The organism is Mesorhizobium sp. ORS 3428, from assembly GCF_001854785.1.
In the GTDB taxonomy this organism is placed as follows: Bacteria; Pseudomonadota; Alphaproteobacteria; order Rhizobiales; family Rhizobiaceae; genus Mesorhizobium.
Genome location: NZ_MDFL01000159.1, coordinates 210,911 through 233,872, shown reverse-complemented (window position 1 = coordinate 233,872; position 22,962 = coordinate 210,911). Strand labels below are relative to the sequence as shown.

General features: G+C 64.9%; 21 protein-coding genes. 11 read left to right on the top strand and 10 right to left on the bottom strand.

Translation table 11 applies throughout. The features are described 5' to 3' along the window. Positions 1-22: 22 nt before the first annotated feature. Complete coding sequence (gene ehuA, locus ORS3428_RS27545) at positions 23-808, bottom strand: ectoine/hydroxyectoine ABC transporter ATP-binding protein EhuA (protein ID WP_071101427.1); 786 nt, start codon at positions 806-808, stop codon at positions 23-25. A 135-nt stretch (positions 809-943) separates the two neighbouring features. Next, positions 944-2,329, bottom strand: a complete 1,386-nt coding sequence (gene ehuR / locus ORS3428_RS27540; protein WP_071101426.1) for a MocR-like ectoine utilization transcription factor EhuR — start codon at positions 2,327-2,329, stop codon at positions 944-946. An 83-nt stretch (positions 2,330-2,412) separates the two neighbouring features. On the opposite strand from ehuR, the gene ORS3428_RS27535 reads away from it, so the two are divergent. From ORS3428_RS27535 to ORS3428_RS27520, 4 genes are all read left to right on the top strand, one after another. Further along, positions 2,413-2,904, top strand: coding sequence for an Lrp/AsnC family transcriptional regulator (locus ORS3428_RS27535; protein ID WP_071101425.1), 492 nt, complete (start codon positions 2,413-2,415; stop codon positions 2,902-2,904). Positions 2,905-3,124: 220 nt separating this feature from the next. Next, the gene (locus ORS3428_RS27530; protein ID WP_071101424.1) at positions 3,125-4,618 is read left to right on the top strand and encodes an NAD-dependent succinate-semialdehyde dehydrogenase; all 1,494 of its coding nucleotides are present in this window, start codon (positions 3,125-3,127) and stop codon (positions 4,616-4,618) included. A 33-nt stretch (positions 4,619-4,651) separates the two neighbouring features. After that, a complete protein-coding gene (locus tag ORS3428_RS27525; RefSeq protein ID WP_071101423.1) occupies positions 4,652-6,031 on the top strand; it encodes an aspartate aminotransferase family protein in 1,380 nt (459 codons plus the stop codon). Between the two features lie 165 nt (positions 6,032-6,196). Further along, complete coding sequence (locus tag ORS3428_RS27520; protein WP_071101422.1) at positions 6,197-7,291, top strand: alcohol dehydrogenase family protein; 1,095 nt, start codon at positions 6,197-6,199, stop codon at positions 7,289-7,291. 10 nt (positions 7,292-7,301) lie between these two features. Here ORS3428_RS27520 and ORS3428_RS27515 read toward each other — a convergent pair whose 3' ends face one another. The 3 genes from ORS3428_RS27515 to ORS3428_RS27505 form a co-directional block, all read right to left on the bottom strand. Then, the gene (locus ORS3428_RS27515) at positions 7,302-8,063 is read right to left on the bottom strand and encodes an SDR family NAD(P)-dependent oxidoreductase (RefSeq protein ID WP_071101421.1); all 762 of its coding nucleotides are present in this window, start codon (positions 8,061-8,063) and stop codon (positions 7,302-7,304) included. 59 nt (positions 8,064-8,122) lie between these two features. Then, complete coding sequence (locus ORS3428_RS27510; protein ID WP_071101420.1) at positions 8,123-8,893, bottom strand: SDR family NAD(P)-dependent oxidoreductase; 771 nt, start codon at positions 8,891-8,893, stop codon at positions 8,123-8,125. Between the two features lie 118 nt (positions 8,894-9,011). Next, positions 9,012-9,845, bottom strand: a complete 834-nt coding sequence (locus tag ORS3428_RS27505) for a GNAT family N-acetyltransferase (RefSeq protein ID WP_071101419.1) — start codon at positions 9,843-9,845, stop codon at positions 9,012-9,014. A gap of 320 nt (positions 9,846-10,165) precedes the next feature. On the opposite strand from ORS3428_RS27505, the gene ORS3428_RS27500 reads away from it, so the two are divergent. Further along, positions 10,166-11,032, top strand: a complete 867-nt coding sequence (locus ORS3428_RS27500) for a hypothetical protein (RefSeq protein WP_071101418.1) — start codon at positions 10,166-10,168, stop codon at positions 11,030-11,032. Positions 11,033-11,090: 58 nt separating this feature from the next. Here ORS3428_RS27500 and ORS3428_RS27495 read toward each other — a convergent pair whose 3' ends face one another. Next, a complete protein-coding gene (locus tag ORS3428_RS27495) occupies positions 11,091-12,293 on the bottom strand; it encodes an ROK family transcriptional regulator (protein WP_071101417.1) in 1,203 nt (400 codons plus the stop codon). 224 nt (positions 12,294-12,517) lie between these two features. Between ORS3428_RS27495 and ORS3428_RS27490 the strand changes: the two genes are divergently transcribed. The 6 genes from ORS3428_RS27490 to ORS3428_RS27465 all read left to right on the top strand — a co-directional run bounded on the left by ORS3428_RS27490 (position 12,518) and on the right by ORS3428_RS27465 (position 18,589). Next, positions 12,518-13,756 (top strand): extracellular solute-binding protein, encoded by a 1,239-nt coding sequence (locus tag ORS3428_RS27490; RefSeq protein WP_071101416.1) that lies wholly within the window; start codon positions 12,518-12,520, stop codon positions 13,754-13,756. An 82-nt stretch (positions 13,757-13,838) separates the two neighbouring features. Continuing rightward, a complete protein-coding gene (locus ORS3428_RS27485) occupies positions 13,839-14,723 on the top strand; it encodes a carbohydrate ABC transporter permease (RefSeq protein WP_071101415.1) in 885 nt (294 codons plus the stop codon). Further along, on the top strand, positions 14,723-15,568 hold the full coding sequence (locus ORS3428_RS27480; RefSeq protein WP_071101414.1) for a carbohydrate ABC transporter permease: 846 nt from the start codon (positions 14,723-14,725) through the stop codon (positions 15,566-15,568). The genes ORS3428_RS27485 and ORS3428_RS27480 overlap by 1 nt, the downstream gene beginning before the upstream one ends. Positions 15,569-15,570: 2 nt before the next feature. After that, a complete protein-coding gene (locus ORS3428_RS27475) occupies positions 15,571-16,587 on the top strand; it encodes an SIS domain-containing protein (RefSeq protein ID WP_071101489.1) in 1,017 nt (338 codons plus the stop codon). Then, positions 16,587-17,516, top strand: coding sequence for a PfkB family carbohydrate kinase (locus tag ORS3428_RS27470; protein WP_071101488.1), 930 nt, complete (start codon positions 16,587-16,589; stop codon positions 17,514-17,516). Before ORS3428_RS27475 ends, ORS3428_RS27470 begins: the two co-directional genes overlap by 1 nt. Next, entirely contained in the window at positions 17,513-18,589 is a 1,077-nt protein-coding gene (locus ORS3428_RS27465) for an ABC transporter ATP-binding protein (RefSeq protein ID WP_071101413.1), read from the top strand. The genes ORS3428_RS27470 and ORS3428_RS27465 overlap by 4 nt, the downstream gene beginning before the upstream one ends. Positions 18,590-18,719: 130 nt before the next feature. Here ORS3428_RS27465 and amaB read toward each other — a convergent pair whose 3' ends face one another. From amaB to ORS3428_RS27445, 4 genes are all read right to left on the bottom strand, one after another. Then, positions 18,720-20,234: an L-piperidine-6-carboxylate dehydrogenase gene (amaB, locus tag ORS3428_RS27460; protein ID WP_071101412.1), complete on the bottom strand. Its 1,515-nt coding sequence runs from the start codon at positions 20,232-20,234 to the stop codon at positions 18,720-18,722. A gap of 179 nt (positions 20,235-20,413) precedes the next feature. Next, the gene (locus tag ORS3428_RS27455; protein WP_071101411.1) at positions 20,414-21,688 is read right to left on the bottom strand and encodes an RNA polymerase sigma factor; all 1,275 of its coding nucleotides are present in this window, start codon (positions 21,686-21,688) and stop codon (positions 20,414-20,416) included. Next, on the bottom strand, positions 21,685-22,059 hold the full coding sequence (locus tag ORS3428_RS27450; protein ID WP_071101410.1) for a YciI family protein: 375 nt from the start codon (positions 22,057-22,059) through the stop codon (positions 21,685-21,687). The genes ORS3428_RS27455 and ORS3428_RS27450 overlap by 4 nt, the downstream gene beginning before the upstream one ends. Before the next feature lie 169 nt (positions 22,060-22,228). Further along, the gene (locus tag ORS3428_RS27445; protein WP_131802958.1) at positions 22,229-22,834 is read right to left on the bottom strand and encodes a hypothetical protein; all 606 of its coding nucleotides are present in this window, start codon (positions 22,832-22,834) and stop codon (positions 22,229-22,231) included. Positions 22,835-22,962 lie beyond the last annotated feature (128 nt).

The window sequence follows — 22,962 nt, the reverse complement described above, 5'->3', positions numbered from 1 at the left end:
CTTTGTCGCCCTTGCATAGCGGTCAGACACGATGTCCGGCCGCGATGATCTTCTTCAGGAAGCTCTGTGTGCGCTCCTGCTTGGGATGACGGAAAATCTCATCGGGCTTGCCTTCCTCGACGATACGGCCGCGGTCGAAGAACAGGACCCGGTCGGCGAAATCGTGGGCGAAGCCCATCTCATGGGTGACCAGCAGCATCGTCATGTCGGTCTCGGCGGCGAGCTTGCGCATGACGTTGAGCACCTCCTCGACCAGTTCCGGATCGAGCGCCGAGGTGACCTCGTCGAACAGCATGATCTTTGGCGACAGCGCCAGCGCCCTGGCGATCGCGACGCGCTGCTTCTGGCCGCCGGAAAGCTGTGCCGRCATCGCCTTGGCCTTGTCGGCGAGCCCCACCATGTCGAGCAGTTCCATCGCCCGCTTCTCGGCGGCGGCACGCGCGACACCCTTGGTCAGCATCGGCGCCAGCGTCACATTGTCCATGACGCATTTGTGCGGGAACAGATTGAAGAGCTGGAAGACCATGCCGATCTTCTGGCGCATCTTCGCCAGATGCCGCTCGTCGGCTGGCAGCAACCGGCCATTGCGCTCCATGTGATAGAGCTGCTCGCCGTCGATCTGGATGTGACCRCTGTCGATCTTCTCCAGCGTCATCAGAATGCGCAGGATCGTCGTCTTGCCCGAGCCGGATGGGCCGATCAATGCTAGCTTCTCGCCCGGCATGACCTGCATCGACAAACCGTCCAGCACCTTGAAGGTACCGAAGCTCTTCGAAATCGCATCGACCTTGATGATGGGCGCGGGCAATCCATTTCCCCTTCTGGAGAAGCCTATGCCCTTAACGATGCGAAACGCVCCAAATCATGTCAATTGGGAAAATAATATCATGACAATATTTCGAGCGCGGCACGATCTCAGGGCAATTTGCGCTTCTGTCGTGCATCAAATGGCGAGCAGGAGATGTTCCGGCTCGCCAAGCAGCAACTTGGCGACAACGCTTAAGCCGGCGCGCAGTTCCCCCTCGGTTGTCGATCCGAGCGAGATACGGATCGCGGGCTGCCACGGCGTGTCGGCGATGCGGAACGACGTGCCCGGCGCGATCGCCACCCCGCGCAGGCGCGCCTGCGCGACAAAGCTCTCCTCGGCACGGTCGCCCGGCAGTTGGAGCCAGAGATGCAGCCCGTCGCGATGGCAGCGATAGTCGACACCCGTCAGCACTTCCGCGGCGATCTCCTGTCGGCGTCTGAGCGCGCCGCGCTGCCAGTTGACCAGCTCAAAAGCCGTGCCGTCATTCACCCAGCGCGTCGCGATCTCGGCCACCATCGGCGTCGCCATCCAGTTGGAGACGAGATGGCGGTTGGCGGCGGCCGCGACATAGCGGTCCGGCACGGCGAGATAGCCGATGCGCAGGCCCGGCAAGACGATCTTGGTGAAGGAGGTGACGTAGAGGGTCCGCTCTGGAGCGAAGGCCGCGACGGCCGGAGGCCGGCCTTCGACCAGGGGGCCAAGGACATCRTTTTCGATGATGGCAATATCATGCTTGCGCGCCACCGCCGCGATCTGCTCGCGCCGGGCGCCGTCCATCAAGGTGGCCGTCGGATTGATGACCGAAGGCTGGACGAAGACGGCGCGGATGTCCGACAGACGGCAGGCTTCGTCGAGCGCCTCGGGAATCAGGCCATTGTCATCAATCGGCAGGCCTTGGAGGTTGAAGCCGAGATAGCGGGCGAGCGGCACCAGCGTGTGGTGGCCGATCGCCTCGGTGGCGACGGTCGAGCCGGGCGGCGCGACGCTCATCAGCGCCACCGTCATGCCGGCGGTGGCGCCGTTGGTCAGACAGATATTCTGCGGCGACGCGTCGAGGCCGCAGAGCTTCAGCCACTCGACCGCCACCGCGCGATGACGCGGAAACACCATGTTCGGCCGGAACGACAGTGCCGAGCTCGACGGCAGGTTCTCGGCCAGCCAGCCCAGCGCCTGCTTCAGCTTCTCCAGATGCATCGGCTCGCAGACCGGCTTCAGGATGGAAAGGTCGATGACCTCGCCCAGCCGCTCCGGAAGGTAGGGCGGTTCCGGCTCGCGGCGCTGCGTCTGGACGAAGCTGCCGCGTCCGACCTCGCCGGAGATCAGGCCGCGACGAATGAGTTCCTCATAGGCGCGGCTGACGGTCTGCACCGAAAGTTTCAGGTCATCGGCAAGGCGGCGGTGCGTCGGCAGCCGCGCGCCGTTGGCGAGCCGCCCGTCATGGATGGCGCGTGCGAATTGGTCGGCGAGCGACAGGTAGGCGGGCCGGCGGATGAGAGAAGGATCTGGCTGCCATAATGTCATGACTTATTAGAGATCGAAATCAGTGCAATTGACAATCGAAATAATGCATCGTCATGGTGTATTGAACAAGAAGCGGAGCCGGCATGGCGGCAGCGAAACTCGACCCGATCGACTTGAAAATCCTCGATGCCATCCAGCGCGACGGACGCATCACCAAGTTGGCGCTGGCCGAGAAGGTCGGCCTGTCGCCGACGCCCTGCTGGATGCGGCTGCGCAAGCTCGAGAAGGCCGGCATCGTGTCCGGCTATCACGCCTCGGTCGCCATGCGCGCGATCACGCCGGTGGCGACCGTGCTGATGGAGGTGACTTTAGCCAGCCACCGCCAGGCCGATTTCGACCGTTTCGAGCGTGTCGTGCGCGACATCCGCGAGATCGTCGCCTGCTGGTCGGTGGGCGGCGGCGTCGACTATGTACTGAAGGTGATGGCGCGCGACATCGACGCCTATCAGCGGCTGGTTGATGCCCTGCTGGAACGCGAGATCGGCATCGACCGTTACTTCACTTATATCGTCACCAAGACGGTGAAGGAGGAGACCGTGCTGCCGGTGGCCGATCTGTTGCCGGCACAATCGTAAGGCATGTCTCCCGAAAGTGGGAACCGGTTTCGGGAAAAGACATGCCAACAATCAAACCTAAAGCGCACGGAGCGAACTGAAAGATCGCGACGCGCTTTAGCCTAGAGAGATCCTCTCTCCGGACAAGCCAATAGAGACAATCTCTCTACGGACGGACGCTGAAACAGTCTCCTTTTTTGCTCGGCACGTCCGATGCTTCGCCCAATCGAGGGAGATATCGATGTCCGCGCATTTTGCACGACCACACCGCCATGAAGCACTCGACCGTCTTGCCGATCGCCGGCTGCTGCGCGATCTCGGCTATGTCGGCGGTCACTGGACCGCCGGCGACTCGGCCGCCAGCTTCGAAGTCACCGACCCCGCCACTGGTGCCACAGTGGCCTTCGTCGCCGCGCTTGGCGCCGGGCAGACGACCCAGGCGATCGACGCGGCTTCCCGCGCCCTGCCTGCCTGGCGCTCGGCCTTGCCGCAGGAGCGCTCCAGAGTCTTGAGGAAATGGTTCGATCTGATCATCGCGGCAAAGGAGGATCTGGCGCTGCTGATGACGCTCGAACAGGGCAAGCCGCTCAAGGAATCGCTCGGCGAGATCGACTACGCCGCCTCCTTTGTCGAGTGGTATGCCGAGGAGGCCAAGCGCCTCAAGGCTGAAAGCGTCACAAGCCATCTGCCCAATGCCGAGATGACGGTGCGCCGCGAGCCGCTCGGCGTCGTCGGCGTCGTCACGCCGTGGAATTTTCCGTCCGCAATGCTCACCCGCAAGGCCGCGGCGGCGCTCGCCGCTGGCTGCACCGTGGTGGCGCATCCGTCCTCCGAAACGCCGCTGTCGGCGCTGGCGCTGGCCGAGCTCAGTGAGCGCGCCGGGCTGCCGGCGGGCGTCTTCAACGTYGTTACCGGCGATGCCCGCACGATCGTCGGCACGATGTGCGCTGACGCTCGCGTACGGGCCATGAGCTTTACCGGCTCGACCGAGGTCGGCCGACTCATCGCCGCGCAGAGCGCGCCGACCATGAAGCGGTTGATCATGGAACTCGGCGGCCATGCGCCGCTGATCGTGTTCGACGATGCCGATATCGAGAAGGCGGTGACGATCGCCCTCGACGCCAAATTCGCCACCTCCGGCCAGGATTGCCTTGCCGCCAACCGCATCTACGTGCAGCGGCCGGTCTATGACCGGTTCTGCGCCGCTTTCGCCCGCCGCATCGAAAAGCTCCGCACCGGCAACGGGCTTTCCGCCGACGCCGACATCGGGCCGCTGATGCATGAGCGCGCCGTCAAGAAGGTCGAGGAACAGGTCGCCGACGCGCAGGCACACGGCGCGCGCTGCCTGACCGGCGGCAAGCGCCATGTAGCCGGGCCGCTGTTCTACCAGCCGACACTGCTTATCGACGTGCCAGACGAGGCGCTGATCATGCGCGAAGAAACCTTTGGCCCGGTCGCCGCGCTGACGCCGTTCAACGACGAAGCCGAGGTTGTCGCCCGCGCCAATGCCACCGAATATGGCCTGGTCGCTTATGTCGTGACCGAGAACGGTGCGCGGCAGGCGCGCATGGGCCGCGCGCTGGACTACGGCATGGTCGCGATCAACCGGGTGAAGATCACCRGCGCGCCGATCCCGTTCGGCGGCGTCAAGCAGTCCGGCATCGGCCGCGAGGGCTCGCGCCATGGCCTCGAAGCCTTCACCGATCTGAAATATCTCTGTCTCGACGTGGCCTAAGCGCCGCCCGGACCGCCTTCAAGGAGTAGAAAAATGCTCGAACAATCCAACGAACTCTCCGCTTGGGATCGCGACCACTTCTTCCATCCCTCGACGCATATGGGCACGCATGCGCGGGGTGAATCGCCSGCGCGCATCATGGCCGGCGGCGAAGGCGTCACCGTGTGGGACAATACCGGCAAAAAGAGCATCGATGCCTTTGCCGGCCTCTATTGCGTCAATGTCGGYTATGGCCGCCAGAAGATCGCCGATGCGATTGCCGAGCAGGCGACGAACCTCGCCTACTACCACGCTTATGTCGGCCACGGCACCGAGGCCTCGATCACGCTCRCCAAAATGATCATCGACCGCGCSCCGAAGGGCATGAGCCGGGTCTATTTCGGCCTCTCGGGCTCCGACGCCAACGAGACCAACATCAAGCTGATCTGGTACTACAACAACGTTCTCGGCCGGCCGGAGAAGAAGAAGATCATCTCGCGCTGGCGCGGCTATCACGGCTCGGGCGTCATGACGGGCTCGCTGRCGGGGTTGGAGCTGTTCCACAACGCCTTCGACCTGCCGCGCGCCCCGATTATGCACACCGAGGCGCCCTATTATTTCCGCCGCGCCGACCGCTCGATGAGCGAGGAGCAGTTCTCGCAATATTGCGCCGACAAGCTCGAGGAGATGATCCTGGCCGAGGGGCCGGACACGGTCGCGGCCTTCATCGGCGAGYCGATCCTCGGCACCGGCGGCATCGTGCCRCCGCCGGCAGGCTACTGGCAGAAGATCCAGGCCGTGCTGAACAAATACGACGTACTCCTCATCGCCGACGAGGTGGTGACCGGCTTCGGCCGGCTGGGTACGATGTTCGGCTCCGACCACTACGGCATCAAGCCCGATCTGATCACCATCGCCAAGGGCCTGACGTCCGCCTATGCACCGCTCTCCGGCGTCATCGTCTCCGACAAGGTCTGGCAGGTGCTGGTCAAGGGTTCGGACAAGCTCGGCTCCCTCGGCCATGGCTGGACCTATTCGGCGCATCCGATCTGCGCCGCGGCGGGCATCGCCAATCTCGAGCTGATCGACGAGCTGGACCTGGTGAAGAACGCCGGCGAGACCGGCGCCTATTTCCGCGCCGAGCTCGCCAAGGCCGTCGGCGGCCACAAGAACGTCGGCGAGGTGCGCGGCGACGGCATGCTGGCGGCGGTCGAGTTCGTGAAGGACCGCGACGATCGCGTCTTCTTCGACCCGGCGCTGAAGGTCGGTCCGCAGATCGCCACGGCGCTCGCGGCAAGCGGCGTCATCGGCCGCGCCATGCCGCAGGGCGACATCCTCGGCTTCGCCCCGCCCCTCTGCCTGACGCGAGAGGAGGCAGACACCGTGGTGGCGAAGACCGCCGATGCCGTGAACAGCGTGCTCTCGGCTCTCTGATTTTACCGTTGGTACTGCCCCTCGCCCGCCTGCCGGCACCTTCTCCCCGTGAAAAACGGGGAGAAGGGACGCGCTCCGTCGCCGGCGACCCCCTCCCCCCGTCCTTCACGGGGAGAGGGTAAGGGTGAGGGGCAGCGCGAACCTGCACAGTTGGAAGCAACATCCATGAAGTCTCATCCCACCGTCCCAGCAACCATGGCCGCCGTTCAGCTCACCGGCCATGGCGGTCTGGACAAACTCGTCTACCGCACCGACGTGAAGGTGCCCTCGCCGGCGGCTGGCGAGGTGCTGGTCAAGGTCACCGCCTGCGGCATGAACAACACCGACGTGTGGGTGCGCCAGGGCGCCTATGGCACGGAAGAGGACGCGGCCGCGGTGTCGACCTGGCGCCGGCAGGGCAACACGCTGACCTTCCCGCGCATCCAGGGCACCGACACCGTCGGCACGATCGTCGCCGTCGGCGACGGCGTGCCTGCCGAGCGCATCGGCCAGCGCGTCATGGTCGACTTCTCCATCTACAACCGGGAAGACGATTCGCTGGCCGACATCGACTATATGGGCCATGGGCGCGACGGCGGTTACGCCGAATATCAGGCCCTGCCGGCCGAGAATGCGCATGTCGTCGATACCGATCTTAGCGATGTCGAGCTTGCCACCTTTTGCTGCGCCTATCTTACCGGCGAGCAGATGCTGGAGCGTGCGGGCTTGAAGGYCGGCGAGCGGGTGCTGGTCACCGGCGCGTCCGGCGGTGTCGGCTCCGGCATCGTGCAGCTGGCACGCGCGCGCGGCGCCATCCCCTATGCCGTGGTCGGCAAGGGCAAGGAGCAGGCAGTGCTCGACATCGGTGCCGAGAAGGTGATCACGCGCGGCGTGGCCGACCTGCCGGCCGCCGTCAACGACGCGACGGGCGGTAAGCCGATCGACGTGGTCGCCGACCTTGTCGGCGGCGCAATCTTCAACGACCTGCTGCGCATCCTGCGCCCCGAGGGCCGCTACACCACGGCGGGCGCCATCGCCGGGCCTGTGGTGCAGCTCGATCTGCGCACCATGTATCTGAAGCAGCTTCAGCTCCATGGCTCGAGCCAGGGCACGAGGGGCGATTTCCGCCGCATCGTGCGCTACATCGAGGAGAAGAATATCAAGCCTCTGGTCGGCGGCGTCTACAAACTTTCGGACTTCCACCGCGCCCAGACCGACTTCATGGCCAAGGACTTCGTCGGCAAGCTGGTGGTGGTGCCGGACGCAGTGGCGAACCTGTAGGGGTCACGGTTCAGCCCTTGCGCTCCTGCAGGATGTTGCCGCCGTCCACGACGAGAACGGCGCCGTTGACGTAGCTGGCCGCGTCTGACGCCAGGAACAGGACGGCGGCGGCGACTTCCTCTGGTGTGCCGGCGCGTCCAAGCGGCGTGTTTTGCGCGGCGGCCCGCTCTTCCGGCGTCGAGGCGCCGGTTGCGATCCAACCCGGCGCCACTGCATTCACCGTGACGCCGTGGCGGCCGACCTCCAGGGCAAGCGCGTGGGTCAGCCCGACCATGCCAGCCTTGGCGGCTGAGTAGGCGGCCTCGCCTTCGTTGGAGACATAGGGACCGGTGACCGAGGCCATGTTGACCACGCGTCCGTGGCCGCGCTCAACCATGCCGGCCAGAAATCCGCGTGTGCTCAAAAACGCGGTCTTCAGGCTGACATCGATGCCCCGGTCCCAGTCGCTTTCGCTGAGGTCGAGGAACCTCCGTTGCAGCGCCGGCTGGGCGACCGTGCCCATTCCGGCATTGTTGACGAGGATGTCGACTTCGCCGACCTCCGAGCACAGCCGCCCGACATCCGCCGCGCGTGTCAGATCGGCCACCACGGCGCGGACATCAAGCCCGCCGGCCCGCAGCTCTTCGGCGCGCTGCTCGATGCGTTGCGACGAGGCGGTAATGGCGACTGAAAGCCCGGCTTCGGCGAGCGCGCGCCCGACCGCAACGCCGATGCCGTCGGCGGCGCCCGCGCCGGTCACCAGTGCCTTGCGGGATTTGCGAAACACGATCATAGGCCCTCCGGGACTTAAACCCCGCCACTACCCGCTAATGACACCGACCCCGCCGCAATTCAGTACCCGGCGCTAATGCCGAAATCGATCGAAAGCGCGGCGCCGGTGATCGGCGCCGCGCCGGGCTGGCAAAGATAGTGGATGAAGGAAGCGATCTCTTCCACGCTGATGAAGCGCGCTCTCTTCCCTTGCGGGTAGTGCCCCAGAAGCTTCCGCTTATAGCCGTCCGGGTCGTCACCGCCATAGGTCCTCGCCTGGTACTCGATCATCGGCGTCGCCGTGTCGCCGGGACAGACGGCGTTGACCCTGATGCCGTGGGGAGCAAGCTCGAGCGCGAGAGCCTTGGTCAGAAGCACCAGCCCGCCCTTGGAGGCGCAATAGACCGCCGCGCCGTTGTTGCCGACGATGCCGGCGTCGGACGCAATGTTGATGACGGCGCCTTGTGCCGCCGACAGATGCGGAATGGCGGCCGAGATCAGGAAGAACGCGCCCTTGAGATTGACGTCCAGCACCAGGTCCCATTGCTCTTCCCGGACCTCGTTTGCCGGTCCCTCGAGCCAGACCCCGGCGGAGTTCACGAGAATGTCTAGGCCGCCACCCCATTCGCAGGCCTTGTCGACAACCTCACGACAGGCGGCGACGGAGCGGATATCGAGCGGCAGTCCCGTCGCATCCGCGCCGGTCGCGGCGATTTTCACCACGGCGTCGTCGAGTTTCGGACCTGGAAGGTCGGCCAGCGCGATCCGCTCGCCATCGGCGGCAAGACGAAGCCCCGTCGCAAGACCCATTCCCCCGGCGCCGCCCGCGATCAGGACCGTTCTTCCAGCCATCGATAACCTCCGCGAAACRCCGCCTCGAGCCCAATGCGAACCATGTCTCGCGGGCATGCTGCATGRACCACGCCGTACAAACAATGATCACAAGAGATCGAGCCTGTCCGTCTTGCGATCACCCCAACTCCAGCGTCGTGATGCCGAAAACATTCACCGGAGCGTTGCCCGGCTTGCCTCCTTTATACATGCGGGTCGTCGTGAAGCCCGGAACCATCCCGGCAGCCTGAAGCATGGCGGTGAATCGGACCTGGGTGGACGGCACATCGATATGCAATGCTTCTCCCTCCGTCCTGCCCGCCAGTTCCGCCAGCAGTGCCAGGGCTATGTCCATCACGTCGGCGAACAATGGTCCGACCTTGAAACCCTCCCCGCATCGGCGCGCCACGCCATAGCCGGCAATGCCGGCCGCGCCGGCAGACATCAGCGCARTCCGGGGCGCCTGCAGCCATCCCCGGAGGAAGGCCTCGCGCGGCGCCGGGAAGCACTTGCGGTCGTATGCCAAGATATCGGCTACGTCGGTGGCCGTTACCGGCAGTATGTGGCTRCCGCCGGTCAGCTGGTTGGCACGTCCGCTGTAACGGACCGTCTCATAGGCGGGCACGAAGCCTTTGCGCTGGTAGTTGGCCTGCTGTTCGGCCACGCCGTCGAGACCGATGATGCGGGTGCCGAGCCGGGCCATGCCGGCGTCCCAGACCGCCTTGCCGTGGCCTTCGCCGCGCCTGTCCGGCCGGCTGATATAGAGGCCGATGAAGCCGAAACCCTCGCCATAGGCGACAGCCGAAATGCCGGCCACCATCTCGCCGCCGACGAAGGCGCCGATGAAGCCTTCCGGGTCGGCCRCCGGCAGCGCGGCGGCATCGCCGATACCCGGATTCCACCCCTCGCCAGCCGCCCAGTCGACGAGCGTTTCCACCTCGCTGGCGGTCAGCGTCCGGATCGTTCTCAGCATCGCTTCAACTCGGCGGCGGCCTGAGGCTAAGAATTTCAGGCCGCCACGATAGGTTTGCCGCGCGCGGATTGCAAAGGCCGCACTGCGGCGGGGAGCCGGGTCGGCCGCGAATACCGGAGCAGACCTGCTCGGCTGACGCGAGACATTCTGTGCACGGCCGCCGACCGGCATTTCCCAGGTCAGGTTTTCCAAACCGGTGCAAAGGGTTAGCAAGAAGATGCTGAACCAGCATAGGTTGTTCCAAAGGGCAACTGGACACAATTGGCGAAGGCTATAAATCTTCATCTGCGTTGGTCGGATGGGATGGGGAGTACCGCAGGATGCCGCTGAGTGCCGAGGAGATCGCCGGTCATCCGGCAGCGCTTCGTCACGTCCAGGAGCAGTCGCGCGCGCTCATCCATATCTACGAAACCAGCCCGCGCCTCGCCGCCGTCTTTGCCACCCAGCAGCGCTGGCTGCTGGGTCATGTCGGGCTAGCCCTGCATTTCAGGCGCGATCCCAACGATCGCTGCACCGAAATGACGGTGGCGCGTTTCCTAGAGGTCGTGCGCCGCAATGCAGTCGCCAGCCGCAACACCGCCGAGGCGTTTGTCAAAGAAATGCTTCACTACAACATCGCGGAATATCTTTCGACGAGCGGCGATGGCCGCGCTCACCCCTTGCGCGTGAGCGCGGCCACGATTGAGACCTTCACCGGCTGGATCCATGCCCATTTGAGAACGCTCGATCGCATCGATGGTGGAAACCGGCTGGCGACCTTCCTCGAGCGGCCCGAAATGCTGGCAAAGCTGCAGCCATTGATCTGCGACGGGCTGCTTGCCTCCGGTCCGGTACGGGACCCCGAGCCGACCTTCTCGTTGTTCATCTGGCTGAACAATGGCGGCATCGTCATGGACTGGCTGATGTCAGGCATCAACCCGGAGGATGCCAACCTCGACAGGATTCCGACCAGCGTCATCTCGATCAGCGAATTCGCGCATTGGCTGAAGCTGTCGCGCACCCATCTGGCGCGCAAGCTCCACGACGCCGAGGTGCTTGGCAGCATCGGCTGGGTCGGCCAACGCGGCCATTCGGTGATGTGGGTCTCGCAGCAGTTCCTCCAGGAATACATGGCCGTCCAGGCAGCCAAGCTCGCCGTCGTCGACGCGGCCTTCGAAGCTTGCATTTCCCATTGCAAAGGCAGCTGAGTGCCGAAAGRCGCCTATGCCTGCTGCGACGCCTCGAAAACCARCAATGCGTTACGACTTATCCCGCCTTGAGGATCGCCGAGAAGCGTGGATCGAAAGCCCGGCTGATCGGCTCGGCCGCGGCGCCCACGGCGATCGCCCAGGGATCGGTGGTGCCGAGCTGCAGGCGCGGCAATCGCCGCCCGGGCCTGTCGGCAATCGACGGCAGCAGCGGATGCATGGCCTTGAGCAGGCGCCGGGCGAGCGATCCCGGCGCGCCGCTGGTGAGGATGACGGTTTGCGGATCGAAGATCGTTTCGATCAGATGCACGCTCCAGCGCAGATCCTGCGCGGCGCCCTCTACCCAGCCCATCACCTTCGGATCCTCGGCCAGCGCCAGCGCATCCAGCAGTTCGTAGAGGTGTGGGTCTGCGGGGTTCAGGCCAAGGTGCTGGTAGAGAGAGGCAAGTGAGGCACGGTGCTCGAGCGGCGTCGAGCCCGGGCCTGGCGGCGACAGCAGCGCCATGCCGATCTCGCCGGCATTGCCATGGCCGCCGCTGTAGAGCTCGCCGTTGAGGATGAGCCCGGCGCCGATGCCGTAGCCGACATAAAGGCACACGGCGTGGTCGACGCCGTGCGCCGCGCCGACGATGCGCTCCGCCGTGGCGCAGGCGGCGGCGTCGTTCTGCAGGCCGACATTAAGCCCTGTGCCGGCCGCCAGCCTTTCCAGCAGCGGGAACTGCTGCCAGGCCGGCATCATCCACTGATCKTCGGAATCCTTGAGCCCAAACGGCCCCGGCATGGCGACGCCGAGCCCGACCAGCCTTCTCTCCGATTGCGTGGAAATGCCTGAGAGCTCTCGCCTGACGCGGGCAATCAGGTCGAGGATGATGCTGACGCCTTCGGAAGGCTCGTCGAGCGACAGGTTGGCCTCGGCGCGAGCCATCACCTTGCCGACCAGGTCGACTACCACCACACGCGTCAGGTGCCGGTCGATCTGCAGCCCGATGGCGAAGGCGCCCTCGGGCACCAGCCGATAGGGCGTGAAAGGCTGCCCTCTGCCCTTGCGCACCGTATCCAGCGCCACGACGAGGCCGTCGCGTTCGAGATCCTCGATGATGTTCGAAACCGCCTGCTTGGTGAGCTGGGTCGCCCGCGCCAGGTCGGCACGCGAAAGCGCGCCGTTGAGCCGCAGCGCCTCGATCATGACGCGGCGGTTGTGGGCGCTGGTCCCCTCCTGGTTGGTGCCGCTCTTAGCGCGGATCGGGCTGATATCGTGCACCTTCGTTTCCCCTTGACTCCATTAAAGGATTGATCGACTAATTAAGTCAAGCGAATTGACTTAATGGTGAAACGGGACGGTTTGAGAAAAAGACGGCAAGGCCTTGAGCTCTTTGTCCGCCGCCCTACCGTTCCGGCAGATCCGGTCACGCGCGATAGCAATCGAGGAAGCGGCATGCCGCCGTCGCCGCCGACTCGCAAATGTCGAAAAATGGGAGAAGACAAATGCTGAAATCGATCGGTAAGACACTTTTGGGCGCAGTCTTTGTTGGCGGACTTCTGGTTCCCCACGCCTTCGCCGAAACCACCTTGAATGCCCTCTTCATGGCGCAGGCCGCCTATAGCGAGGCCGACGTCCGCGCCATGACCGAAGCCTTCACTAAGGCCAATCCGGACATCAAGATCAACCTTGAATTCGTTCCCTACGAAGGCCTGCACGACAAGACAGTGCTCGCGCAGGGCTCCGGCGGCGGCTACGACGTCGTTTTGTTCGACGTCATCTGGCCGGCCGAATACGCGACCAACAAGGTGCTGGTCGACGTCTCCTCGAAGATCACCGACGACATGAAGAAGGGCGTGCTGCCGGGTGCGTGGACCACCGTCCAGTATGACGGCAAATATTACGGCATGCCCTGGATCCTCGATACCAAGTATCTGTTCTACAACAAGGAAATCCTGCAGAAGGCCGGCATCAAGGCGCCGCCAAAGACCTGGGACGAGCTCAACGAGCAGGCCAAGATCATCAAGGACAAGGGCCTTCTCGCCACGCCGATCGCCTGGAGCTGGTCACAGGCCGAAGCCGCAATCTGCGACTACACCACGCTGGTCAGCGCCTACAAGGGCGACTTCCTCAAGGACGGCAAGCCCAACTTCCAGAACGGCGGCGGGCTTGAGGCGCTGAAATACATGGTGGCGAGCTACAAGTCCGGTTTGACCAACCCGAACTCCAAGGAATTCCTCGAGGAGGACGTCCGCAAGGTGTTCGAGAACGGCGACGCCGCCTTCGCCCTCAACTGGACCTACATGTACAACATGGCCAACGACCCGAAGGACAGCAAGGTCGCCGGCAAGGTCGGCGTCGTGCCGGCGCCGGGCATTGCCGGCAAGAGCGAGGTTTCGGCCGTCAATGGCTCGATGGGACTCGGCATCACCGCCGTCAGCAAGCATCCAGATGAAGCCTGGAAATATATCGAGTTCATGACCTCGCAGAAGACGCAGAACCAGTATGYCAAGCTCTCGTTGCCGATCTGGGCCTCGTCCTATGACGACCCAGCCGTCACCAAGGGCCAGGAGGAACTGATCGCCACGGCAAAGGTCGGCCTCGCCGCCATGTATCCGCGTCCGACCACGCCGAAATACCAGGAACTGTCGACCGCCCTGCAGCAGGCGATCCAGGAATCGCTCCTTGGCCAGACGACGCCGGAGGACGCGCTGAAGACGGCCGCAGAGAACAGCGGCCTCTAAGCCGGCGTTTTCTCAAACACGGGCGGCCTCGCGCCGCCCGTGTTATCGCTGAAATTTCGATGATCAGGGAGAGGCGCTTCGGATGTCAGGCACCTGGATGACGACTCGTGCGTGGCTCTTGATGCTGCCGCTTCTGGTGATCATGGTCGCCGTCATCGGCTGGCCGCTGGTCGACACGGTCGGCCTTTCCTTCACCGACGCCAAGCTGGTCGGCACGGCGGGCAATTTCGTCGGCATCGACAATTATTCGAAGATGCTGGCCAGTTCGAACTTCACCCGCACGCTGACGACGACCACCTGGTTCRCCGTCATCTCGGTTGCCGCCGAAATGGTGCTCGGCGTGCTCGCGGCGCTTCTGCTGAACCAAGAATTCCGCGGCCGCACACTGCTGCGCGGGCTGATGATCCTGCCATGGGCGCTGCCGACTGTCGTCAACGCCACGCTCTGGCGGCTGATCTACAATCCCGAATATGGCGCGCTCAACGCGGCGCTGACGCAGCTGCACCTGATCGACACGTACCGCTCCTGGCTGGGCGAACCCGGAACGGCGCTGGCGGCGCTGATCGTCGCCGACGGCTGGAAGAACTTTCCGCTGGTGGCGCTCATCGCGCTCGCTGCCCTGCAGGCGGTTCCGCGCGACATCACGGCGGCCGCGCTGGTCGACGGCGCCGGTCCCCTCGCCCGATTCCGCTTCGTCATTTTGCCCTATCTCGCCGGGCCGCTGATGGTCGCGCTGGTGCTGCGCACCATCGAAGCCTTCAAGGTCTTCGACATCATCTGGGTCATGACCCGCGGCGGCCCGGCCAACAGCACCCGCACGCTGTCGATCCTCGTCTACCAGGAAGCCTTTTCCTTCCAGCGCGCCGGCTCCGGCGCCTCGCTGGCGCTGATCGTCACCTTGCTCGTCACGGTGCTTGCCGTGGCCTATGCGGTGCTGGTCAGGAAGACTGCCGGGAGTGCCGCCTGATGGAACGCAAGAACCCCATCTTCACCACCTTCATCTATGCCTGCGCCATCCTGCTTGCCGTCGTGATTCTGGCCCCGCTCGTCTGGCTCTTCGTCATGAGCATTTCGCCGGCGGCCGATCTTGCGGCCAAGCCGCTGCGCTGGTGGCCRCAGAGCGCGGACTTCTCCCGCTATAGGCAGYTTTTGTCGACGGCCGAAAACAGCGCCGGCGCCGCCTTCACCGCATCGCTGCGCAACAGTATCGAGGTCGCCGGCATGGCGACGCTTGCCGCAATCCTGCTTGCCGTGCCGTCCGGCTGGGCCGTGTCGCGCACGCCTTCGGTGGGCTGGTCGCTGTCCATGGTGATCRCCACCTACATGCTGCCGCCGGTGGCGCTCTCGGTGCCGCTCTATATGGGCCTCTCCTATCTTGGCCTGCTCAACAATGTCTTCGGCCTGGCGCTGATCTACCTRACGATCCTGGCGCCTTTCACCACCTGGCTGATGAAATCGGGCTTCGATTCCATCCCGCGCGAGATCGAGGCCGCGGCCATGATCGACGGCGCCGGGCTTTTGCAGACCTGGCGCATCCTCACCTTGCCGCTGRCAGCGCCCGTTGTTGCGACATCGGCGCTGTTTGCCGTGCTGCTTGCCTGGGACGAGTTCTTCTACGCGCTGCTCTTCACCTCGGACCAGCGGGCAAAGACGCTGACCGTCGCCATCGCCGATCTGGCCGGCGGCCGCGTTTCCGATTACGGGCTGATCGCCACCGCCGGCGTGCTCGCGGCCCTGCCGCCGGTGCTGATCGGCCTCGTCATGCAACGTGCGCTGATCTCGGGCCTCACAAGCGGCGGTGTGAAAGGATAATGATGACTGCAAACAAGGAACGCCCGGTAGGGCTCGTCGCAATCGACCGCGAGATGGCGCGCCAGCATGGCGATGCGATCGCGTCATTCGAGGACAACAAGGACATCGCCGGCAAGGTCGCGGCCTCGATCAGGCAAAACGGCAGGCTGATCCTGCTCGGCATGGGCGCTTCGCATGCGGTCGCCCGCGCTGTCGAGCCRCTCTATCGCGCCCACGGCTTCGATGCTATTGCGCTGCCGCTCTCCGAGCAGCTTGGCCAGCCATTGCCGCTTGCCGGCAGCACGGTGCTCGTCACCTCGCAGTCCGGCGAAAGCGCGGAGGTGGTCCGGTGGTTCTCTGAGACAGACCAGCGCGCCGACATTTTCGGCCTGACGCTGGAAGCCGGTTCCTTCCTCGGCCGGACAGTTCCTTGCCTTGTCGGCGCCGGCGGCACCGAACTTGCCTTCGCTGCGACCCGCAGCCTGATGGTAACCTTCGCCCTGCATCTGGCGATCCTTTCGGCCCTCGGCGAGGATCCTGTGCCGGCGCTCGCGGCGCTGGAAACTCCAGAGACCGTTGCGACCGACGCAGCCTTGGCTGCGCTGCGCGAAGTGGCCACCGTCGTCACCTCCGGGCGCAGACTGCAGGGACTGGCCGAAGCGCTGGCGCTCGGCCTCACCGAATTGTCGCGCCTGCCATGCTTTTCGCTCGAAGGCGGCCAGCTTCGCCATGGGCCGATGGAGATGCTCGGTCCGAAAATCGGCGTCGTCCTGTTTCGCGGCAACGACGCCACCGCAGATCTCGTCACTGCGATGGCCCTGTCCGTGGTCGAGGCCGGCGCGCCGCTCGTCATCTTCGATGCGTCCGGCTGGCCGCCGGTTGCCGGCGCCGTCACATTGACCTTCAAGCCGGCCTCCGGGCTGGCAGCGATCTTCGCCATGCTGCYGGTGGCACAGCGCCTGATGGTCGCCTTCGCAGATGCCCGGGTCGAGAATGCCGGCACGCCGGTCCGCACCACCAAGATCACGCGGAGCGAATGATGCGGCCGTTGGCAGTGATCGGCAACGTCAATGTCGACCTGATCGTCGGGCCGGTCGCGCCCTGGCCGAAGGCGGGCACGGAGACCGTCGTCGATCATGACGATCTGCGCGTCGGCGGCCAGGCCGGCAACAGCGCGCTCGCCTGGCAGGCACTGGGCATCGATTTCGAGATCGCCGCCAATCTCGGCGACGACCAGTTCGGCCGCTGGCTGAGCGAAGCCTTCGACTCGCGTGCGGAAAAATGGCCGGTTCATTCGGAAGGCACGACGCTGTCGGTCGGCATGACCCATCCCGATGGCGAACGCACCTTCTTCACCACGCGCGGCCATCTGCCCCGCTTCAGCCTGGCCGATGTGCTTTGCGTTCTTGACGGCAAGCGGCTTTCCGGCGGCTATGCGCTGCTTTGCGGCTCCTTCCTGACTGACGACCTCACCCGAGAGTACGACGCCTTTTTCGACTGGGCGGATGCACATCAAATCGCCGTTGCGCTCGACACCGGCTGGCCGATCGACGGCTGGACTCCGGCGAACTGCGTCGCTGCGCGCAGCTGGCTGTCGCGCTGCGCGTTTGCTCTTTTCAATGAGGTCGAGACGACGACGCTGGCCGGGCTGGAAAACCCGGTGGAGGCGGCGCGCAAGATCCGCGACGGCATGCGCAAAGGCGCAACCGTCGTGGTCAAGCGCGGACCCGACGGCGCGATTGCCATCGGCGCCAATGGCCAGCTCATTCAGGTGCCGGCGCCACGCGTCGAGGTCGTCGACACGATCGGCGCCGGCGATGTCTTCAACGCTGCCTTCCTCGCGGCTTTGGCGCAGGAGCGGCCACTCGAGAGCTGCCTTTCCGCTGCCGTCAGGGTGGCGTCGCGCGCCATCTCAACCTTGCCCCGCGACTATGGCGGGCCGACGCTTCTCGAGGATGCCACCAAGTGAGCGCGCTTGAAATCCGCACTGTCCGCAAGAGTTACGGCAGCGTCGAAACGCTGAAAGGCATCGACATCGCGCTGGAARGCGGCGAGTTCCTGGTGCTGCTTGGCCCGTCAGGCTGCGGCAAGTCTACCTTGCTCAACATCATCGCCGGTCTTGCCGAGGCGACGAGTGGCGACGTGCTGATCGGCGGCCGCTCGGTGCTTGGCGTGCATCCCAAGAACCGCGATATCGCCATGGTCTTCCAGTCCTACGCGCTCTACCCGAACCTGAGCGTGCACCGGAATATCGGCTTCGGGCTGGAGATGCGAAAGGTCCCGGTGGACGAACGCGACAAGGCGGTGCGCGAGGCCGCCAAGCTCCTGCAGATCGAAAACCTGCTCGACCGCAAGCCTGGCCAGCTCTCGGGCGGCCAGCGCCAGCGCGTCGCCATCGGCAGGGCGCTGGTGCGCAAGCCGCAGGTTTTCCTGTTCGACGAGCCGCTCTCCAATCTTGACGCCAAGCTGCGCCTGGAGATGCGCACCGAGCTCAAGCGCCTGCATGAGATGCTGCGGACAACCGTCGTCTATGTCACCCACGATCAGATCGAGGCGATGACCCTGGCGACCCGGATCGCCGTGATGCGCGACGGCCGCATCGAACAATTGGGCACGCCGGAGGAGATCTACAATGAGCCGGCGACCCTCTATGTCGCGGGCTTCGTCGGCGCCCCGTCGATGAACATGCTGGAAGCGGTTGTCGAGGACGGCAAGCTCGTCATCGCCGGCGCGGACGCACGGCTGTCGTTGCCGGCGCGCTATGCGAAAGCGGCCCGGAGCGGCGCCCCGGCTGTCGTCGGGATCAGGCCTGAAGCGCTCCGCCTCGGGCCGGGCAGCGGCGCGGAACTGTCGTTGCCTGTCGAGATCGACGTCGTCGAGCTGACCGGCCCCGAACAGGTCACCACTGCCAGGATCGGAGCCCAGAGGCTGACGGCCACCCTGCCGCCGCGCGCCCGGGTCGCCAAGGGCGAGCGACGCGCCTTTGTCTTCGACCAAGACGCGCTCCGCCTCTTCGACCCGGCGACGGGAAAGGCCTTCTGAGGAACATTGTCCCCGTGCGGGAGAAGCCGCCATGCTTGGCGGTTTCCCGCGCGGAATTCGGWAAAGCGGAGACTTGAAGGGGACCAGCGCTCCGATTCAACGCTGGTCCGTCCCGAACGGGCTCACAGTCTCAATCGATGTCGAACGACACGCCCTGCGCCAGTGGCAGCGCCTTGGAGAAGTTCACCGTATTGGTGGCGCGGCGCATATAGGCTTTCCACGCGTCCGAGCCGCTCTCGCGGCCGCCGCCGGTCTCCTTCTCGCCGCCGAAAGCGCCGCCGATCTCGGCGCCGGAGGTACCGATATTGACGTTGGCGATGCCGCAGTCCGAACCGTCGACGCCTAGGAAGCGCTCGGATTCCTGCAGGTCGCGAGTGAAGATCGACGAGGACAGGCCCGCACCCACGGCATTGTGCAGTTCGAGCGCCTCGTCGAAATCGGAATATTTCATCACATAGAGGATCGGTGCGAAGGTTTCTTCCGTTACAGGCGAAACCTGCTTCGGCATCTCGACCAGCGCCGGGTGCACATAGTAGGCGTCGGGGTGGCCGTTCTCGAACCGCGTGCCGCCGCTTACCTTGCCGCCATGCGCCTCGGCTTCCTTGAGCGCCTTCTGCATGTTGTCGAAGGCGGCCTTGTCGATCAGCGGCCCGACCAGCGCCTTGCCTTCCAGCGGATTGCCGACCGAGACGGTCTGGTAGGCCTTTTTCAGCCGCGGCAGCAGTGTGTCATAGACGCTTTCATGCACGAACAGGCGCCTGAGCGTTGTGCAGCGCTGCCCGGCCGTGCCCATGGCGCCGAAGGCGATCGCCCGCAGCGCCATGTCGAGATCGGCGGTCGGGCAGACGATGCCGGCATTGTTGCCGCCAAGTTCCAGCACCGCGCGCGCAAACCGCTTGGCGAGCCTGGGGCCGACCTCGCGGCCCATGCGCGTCGAGCCGGTGGCCGAAACCAGCGGCACCTTCGGATGGTCGACCAGCACCTCGCCGACGGCGCGGTCGCCGATCAGCACCTGAAGCAGGCCTTCCGGCGCGTCGGCGCCGAAGCGCTTTGCGGCGCGCTTGAAGATCGCGTCGCAGGCAAGTGCCGTCAGCGGCGTCTTTTCCGACGGCTTCCACACCACCGCGTCACCGCAGACAAGCGCGAGTGCCGCGTTCCACGACCACACCGCGACCGGGAAATTGAAGGCCGAGATCACGCCGACGACGCCGAGCGGATGCCAGGTCTCCATCATACGGTGTCCGGGACGTTCGGTGGCGATGGTCAGGCCGTAGAGCTGCCGCGAGAGGCCGACCGCGAAATCGCAGATATCGATCATCTCCTGCACTTCGCCGAGCCCTTCGGACGGGATCTTGCCGACCTCGATCGACACCAGCCGGCCGAGTTCGGCCTTGTCCGCGCGCAGTTCCTCGCCGAGCAGGCGCACCAGTTCGCCGCGCTTCGGTCCAGGCACCAGCCGCCAGGCCTGGAAGGCCTTGTGCGCGTCGTCGATGGCCTTGCCCGCATCGGTCGCCGAAATCGACTTCAGCGCCGCGATCTGTTCGCCCGTCACCGGGCTGCGCACGATGRGGTCGCCGCCGGAGAGCGCATCCTTGGCGACGCCCAGTTTCTCCAGAAGTGAGGCCGTTTCCTTCGCTATCGTCATTTTTGTCTTTCCCTATGAGATCCCGCCATTGATATGGCGAGCGTCGAAGCCTGGCGCCATGCTTGGTCGTGCTATCCAGGTGCTTTCATGCCGTGGCATTACTCGTTTCAGGGAAAAACCGCCACCCCGGCATGGTCCAAGCCCGGCGCGCAAAATTGGGCCAGGCGGCGGAAGCGGGATCAGTGCGCCTTCTTGATCGACGACGTCTCGGCGCTTTCCTTGATCAGCCGGTCGATATGCATGCGGATATGGGCGGCCTCGGCGGCGGTGTTGGCAAGCGCGATTGCGCGGTCGAAGGCCACACGCGCTTCCTCGCCACGGCCAAGCTGCATCAACAGGCCGCCCTTGAGACCGAAAAAGTGGAAATAGCCCGACAGCCTGTCTTCCAGCGGCTCGATCATGGCAAGTGCTGCCTCCGGGCCGCGCACCTTGCTCACCGCGACCGCCCGGTTGAGGGTCACCACCGGCGACGGTTGCATCTGCTCGAGCAGGCCGTAGAGCAGGTCGATCTCCGTCCAGTCGGTGTCCTCGGGCGTTGCCGCCCGCGCATGCAGTGCCGCGATCGCCGCCTGCACCTGGTAAGGGCCGGGCTTGCGGTGGCGCAGCGCCTTGTCGACCAGCGCCAGGCCCTCGTCGATCATTTTGCGGCTCCAGAGCGAGCGGTCCTGGTCCTCGAGCAGCACGATCTCGCCATTCTCGTCGAAGCGCGCCGGCGCGCGTGCATGCTGGAGAAGCAGCAGCGCGGTGAGGCCCATGATCTCGGGCTCGGCCTGGAACAGCCTGAGCAGCAGCCGGGCGAGCCGGATCGCCTCCTCGCAGAGCGGCGCGCGGGCTGGTGCCTCGCCGCCATTGCTCGAATAGCCCTCGTTGAAGATGAGATAGATCATGGCGGCAACCGCCGCCAGCCRCTCGGAGCGCTCCACCGGGCCCGGCGTCTCGAACGGCACGCCGGCATCGGCAATGCGCGCCTTGGCCCGGGTGATGCGCTGCTCCATGGCGCTCTCGCCGACAAGGAAGGCGCGCGCGATCTGCTTGACGGTGAGGCCGGAGACGATGCGCAGCGCGACCGCGATCTGCTGCGTGGCCGGCAGGTCCGGATGGCAGCAGATGAAGAGGAGCCGCAGGATGTCGTCGCGATAATGCGCGCCGTCCAGCCGCTCGGCGATATCGCTCTCGGCGTCCTCGAGATCGGAAATGTGCTCCTCTTCCGGCATCGGCGCCTGCTTGGCGCGCTTGCGCACCGCGTCGATGCCGCTGTTGCGGCCGACAAAGATCAGCCAGGCCGCCGGATCGCGCGGCGGGCCGTTTTTCGGCCAGTTCTTCAGTGCCCTCAGGCATGCATCCTGGAAAGCTTCTTCCGCGGCGTCGAGGTCGCGGAAATAACGCAGCAGCGCGCCCATCGCCTGTGGACGGGCGGTGCTGATCGCGTTGCTGATCCAGGCAAGTTCGGTCATGCGGGAACCTTGGTCGGATTGAAGAGGGAGATCGGCCTGATCTCGTAGGAGCCGCCGCTCGGATTGACCTCGGAGAGTTCGCGGGCGAACGCGACGGCCTCATCCAAGTCTTGGCAGTCGAGCGTGTAGAAGCCCAGGAACTGCTCCTTGGTCTCGGCGAAGGGTCCGTCGAGCACCACCGATTCGCCCTTGACCTTTCTCAGCGTCGTCGCGGCAGTGGTCGGCAAGAGACGCGCCACAGGTCCAAGCCGGCCTGCCTTGGCGTATTTGTCCTGGACGTTGAGGAGCTTTGCCATGACCTCGTCGTCCTGTTCCTTGCTCCAGGAGCAGACGACGTCTTCGGAGGCATAGCAGAGGATGGCGTAGAGCATGGTGCGTCCTTTCCGTATCAAAGGACGAGACAGTAGGACCCTTCCCGACACAACGTCGATAAAAAATTTATAAGGCGATCACGGGTTTAAATCCGTCCCCGCCATTCGTCGGGCAGCCGAACCACGCCGCTGCGCGCTTTTTCGCGGGATAGCTCCGGGAGAGCCCCGTTCACTCCTGCCTCGCAGGGGACAAATCCGCCATCCAGAGCCCGCCGTCGTCGATGTGGGCGGGAACATAGTGGCGCCCCGCCGGTATCGTCTCGAGGACCGCTCCAGCCTCATCCGCGAGATAGTCGTAGCCGATAGCCTGGTGCCGGCAATCGGGATCGAGATGAATGTAGAGATCGCGGCGCGCTGCGCGCCGTTTCGGCTCGATCATCTTCAAATGATAAAGATTAAGATGGCTGTCCTTGAGCTTCAAACCGAGGTCCTCGGGAAACCAGACGCCGTGCAGGTCCTTCGACCGGTACCGATCCGGATGATAGGCGCCAAAAAGCCTGTGCTGTATCTTCTGGCCCCAGGCTCCATCAATCCTATAGCTGACYGGTGTGTACATCTCCCGGCAGCGGAACCCCCAGGCGATGCGCCTGGACCCGCTGGTCAGCTGGCCGATTCGATCGGCGACCGCGACTTCCAGTCGCTCATCGGGATCCATTGCCAGGATCCAGTCGGCGCCAGCCTCGTAGGCTGCGGCGATAAGGGCGTGCCGCCTCTGCGGTTCGCTGCTGAAAAGCCCGGTTGCAGCCCTGTCGTCGAAGGCGATCCAGCCGTCCACGATAGGATCGAGATTGGCGATGAGGTCAGGCACCAGATGTGCATCGTAGCGATAGCTGAAGATGGCTACGATCCTTTGCCGCGACCAAAGCCATCGGCCGCGCCGCCGGCGCGGCGGCCTCATCTCGA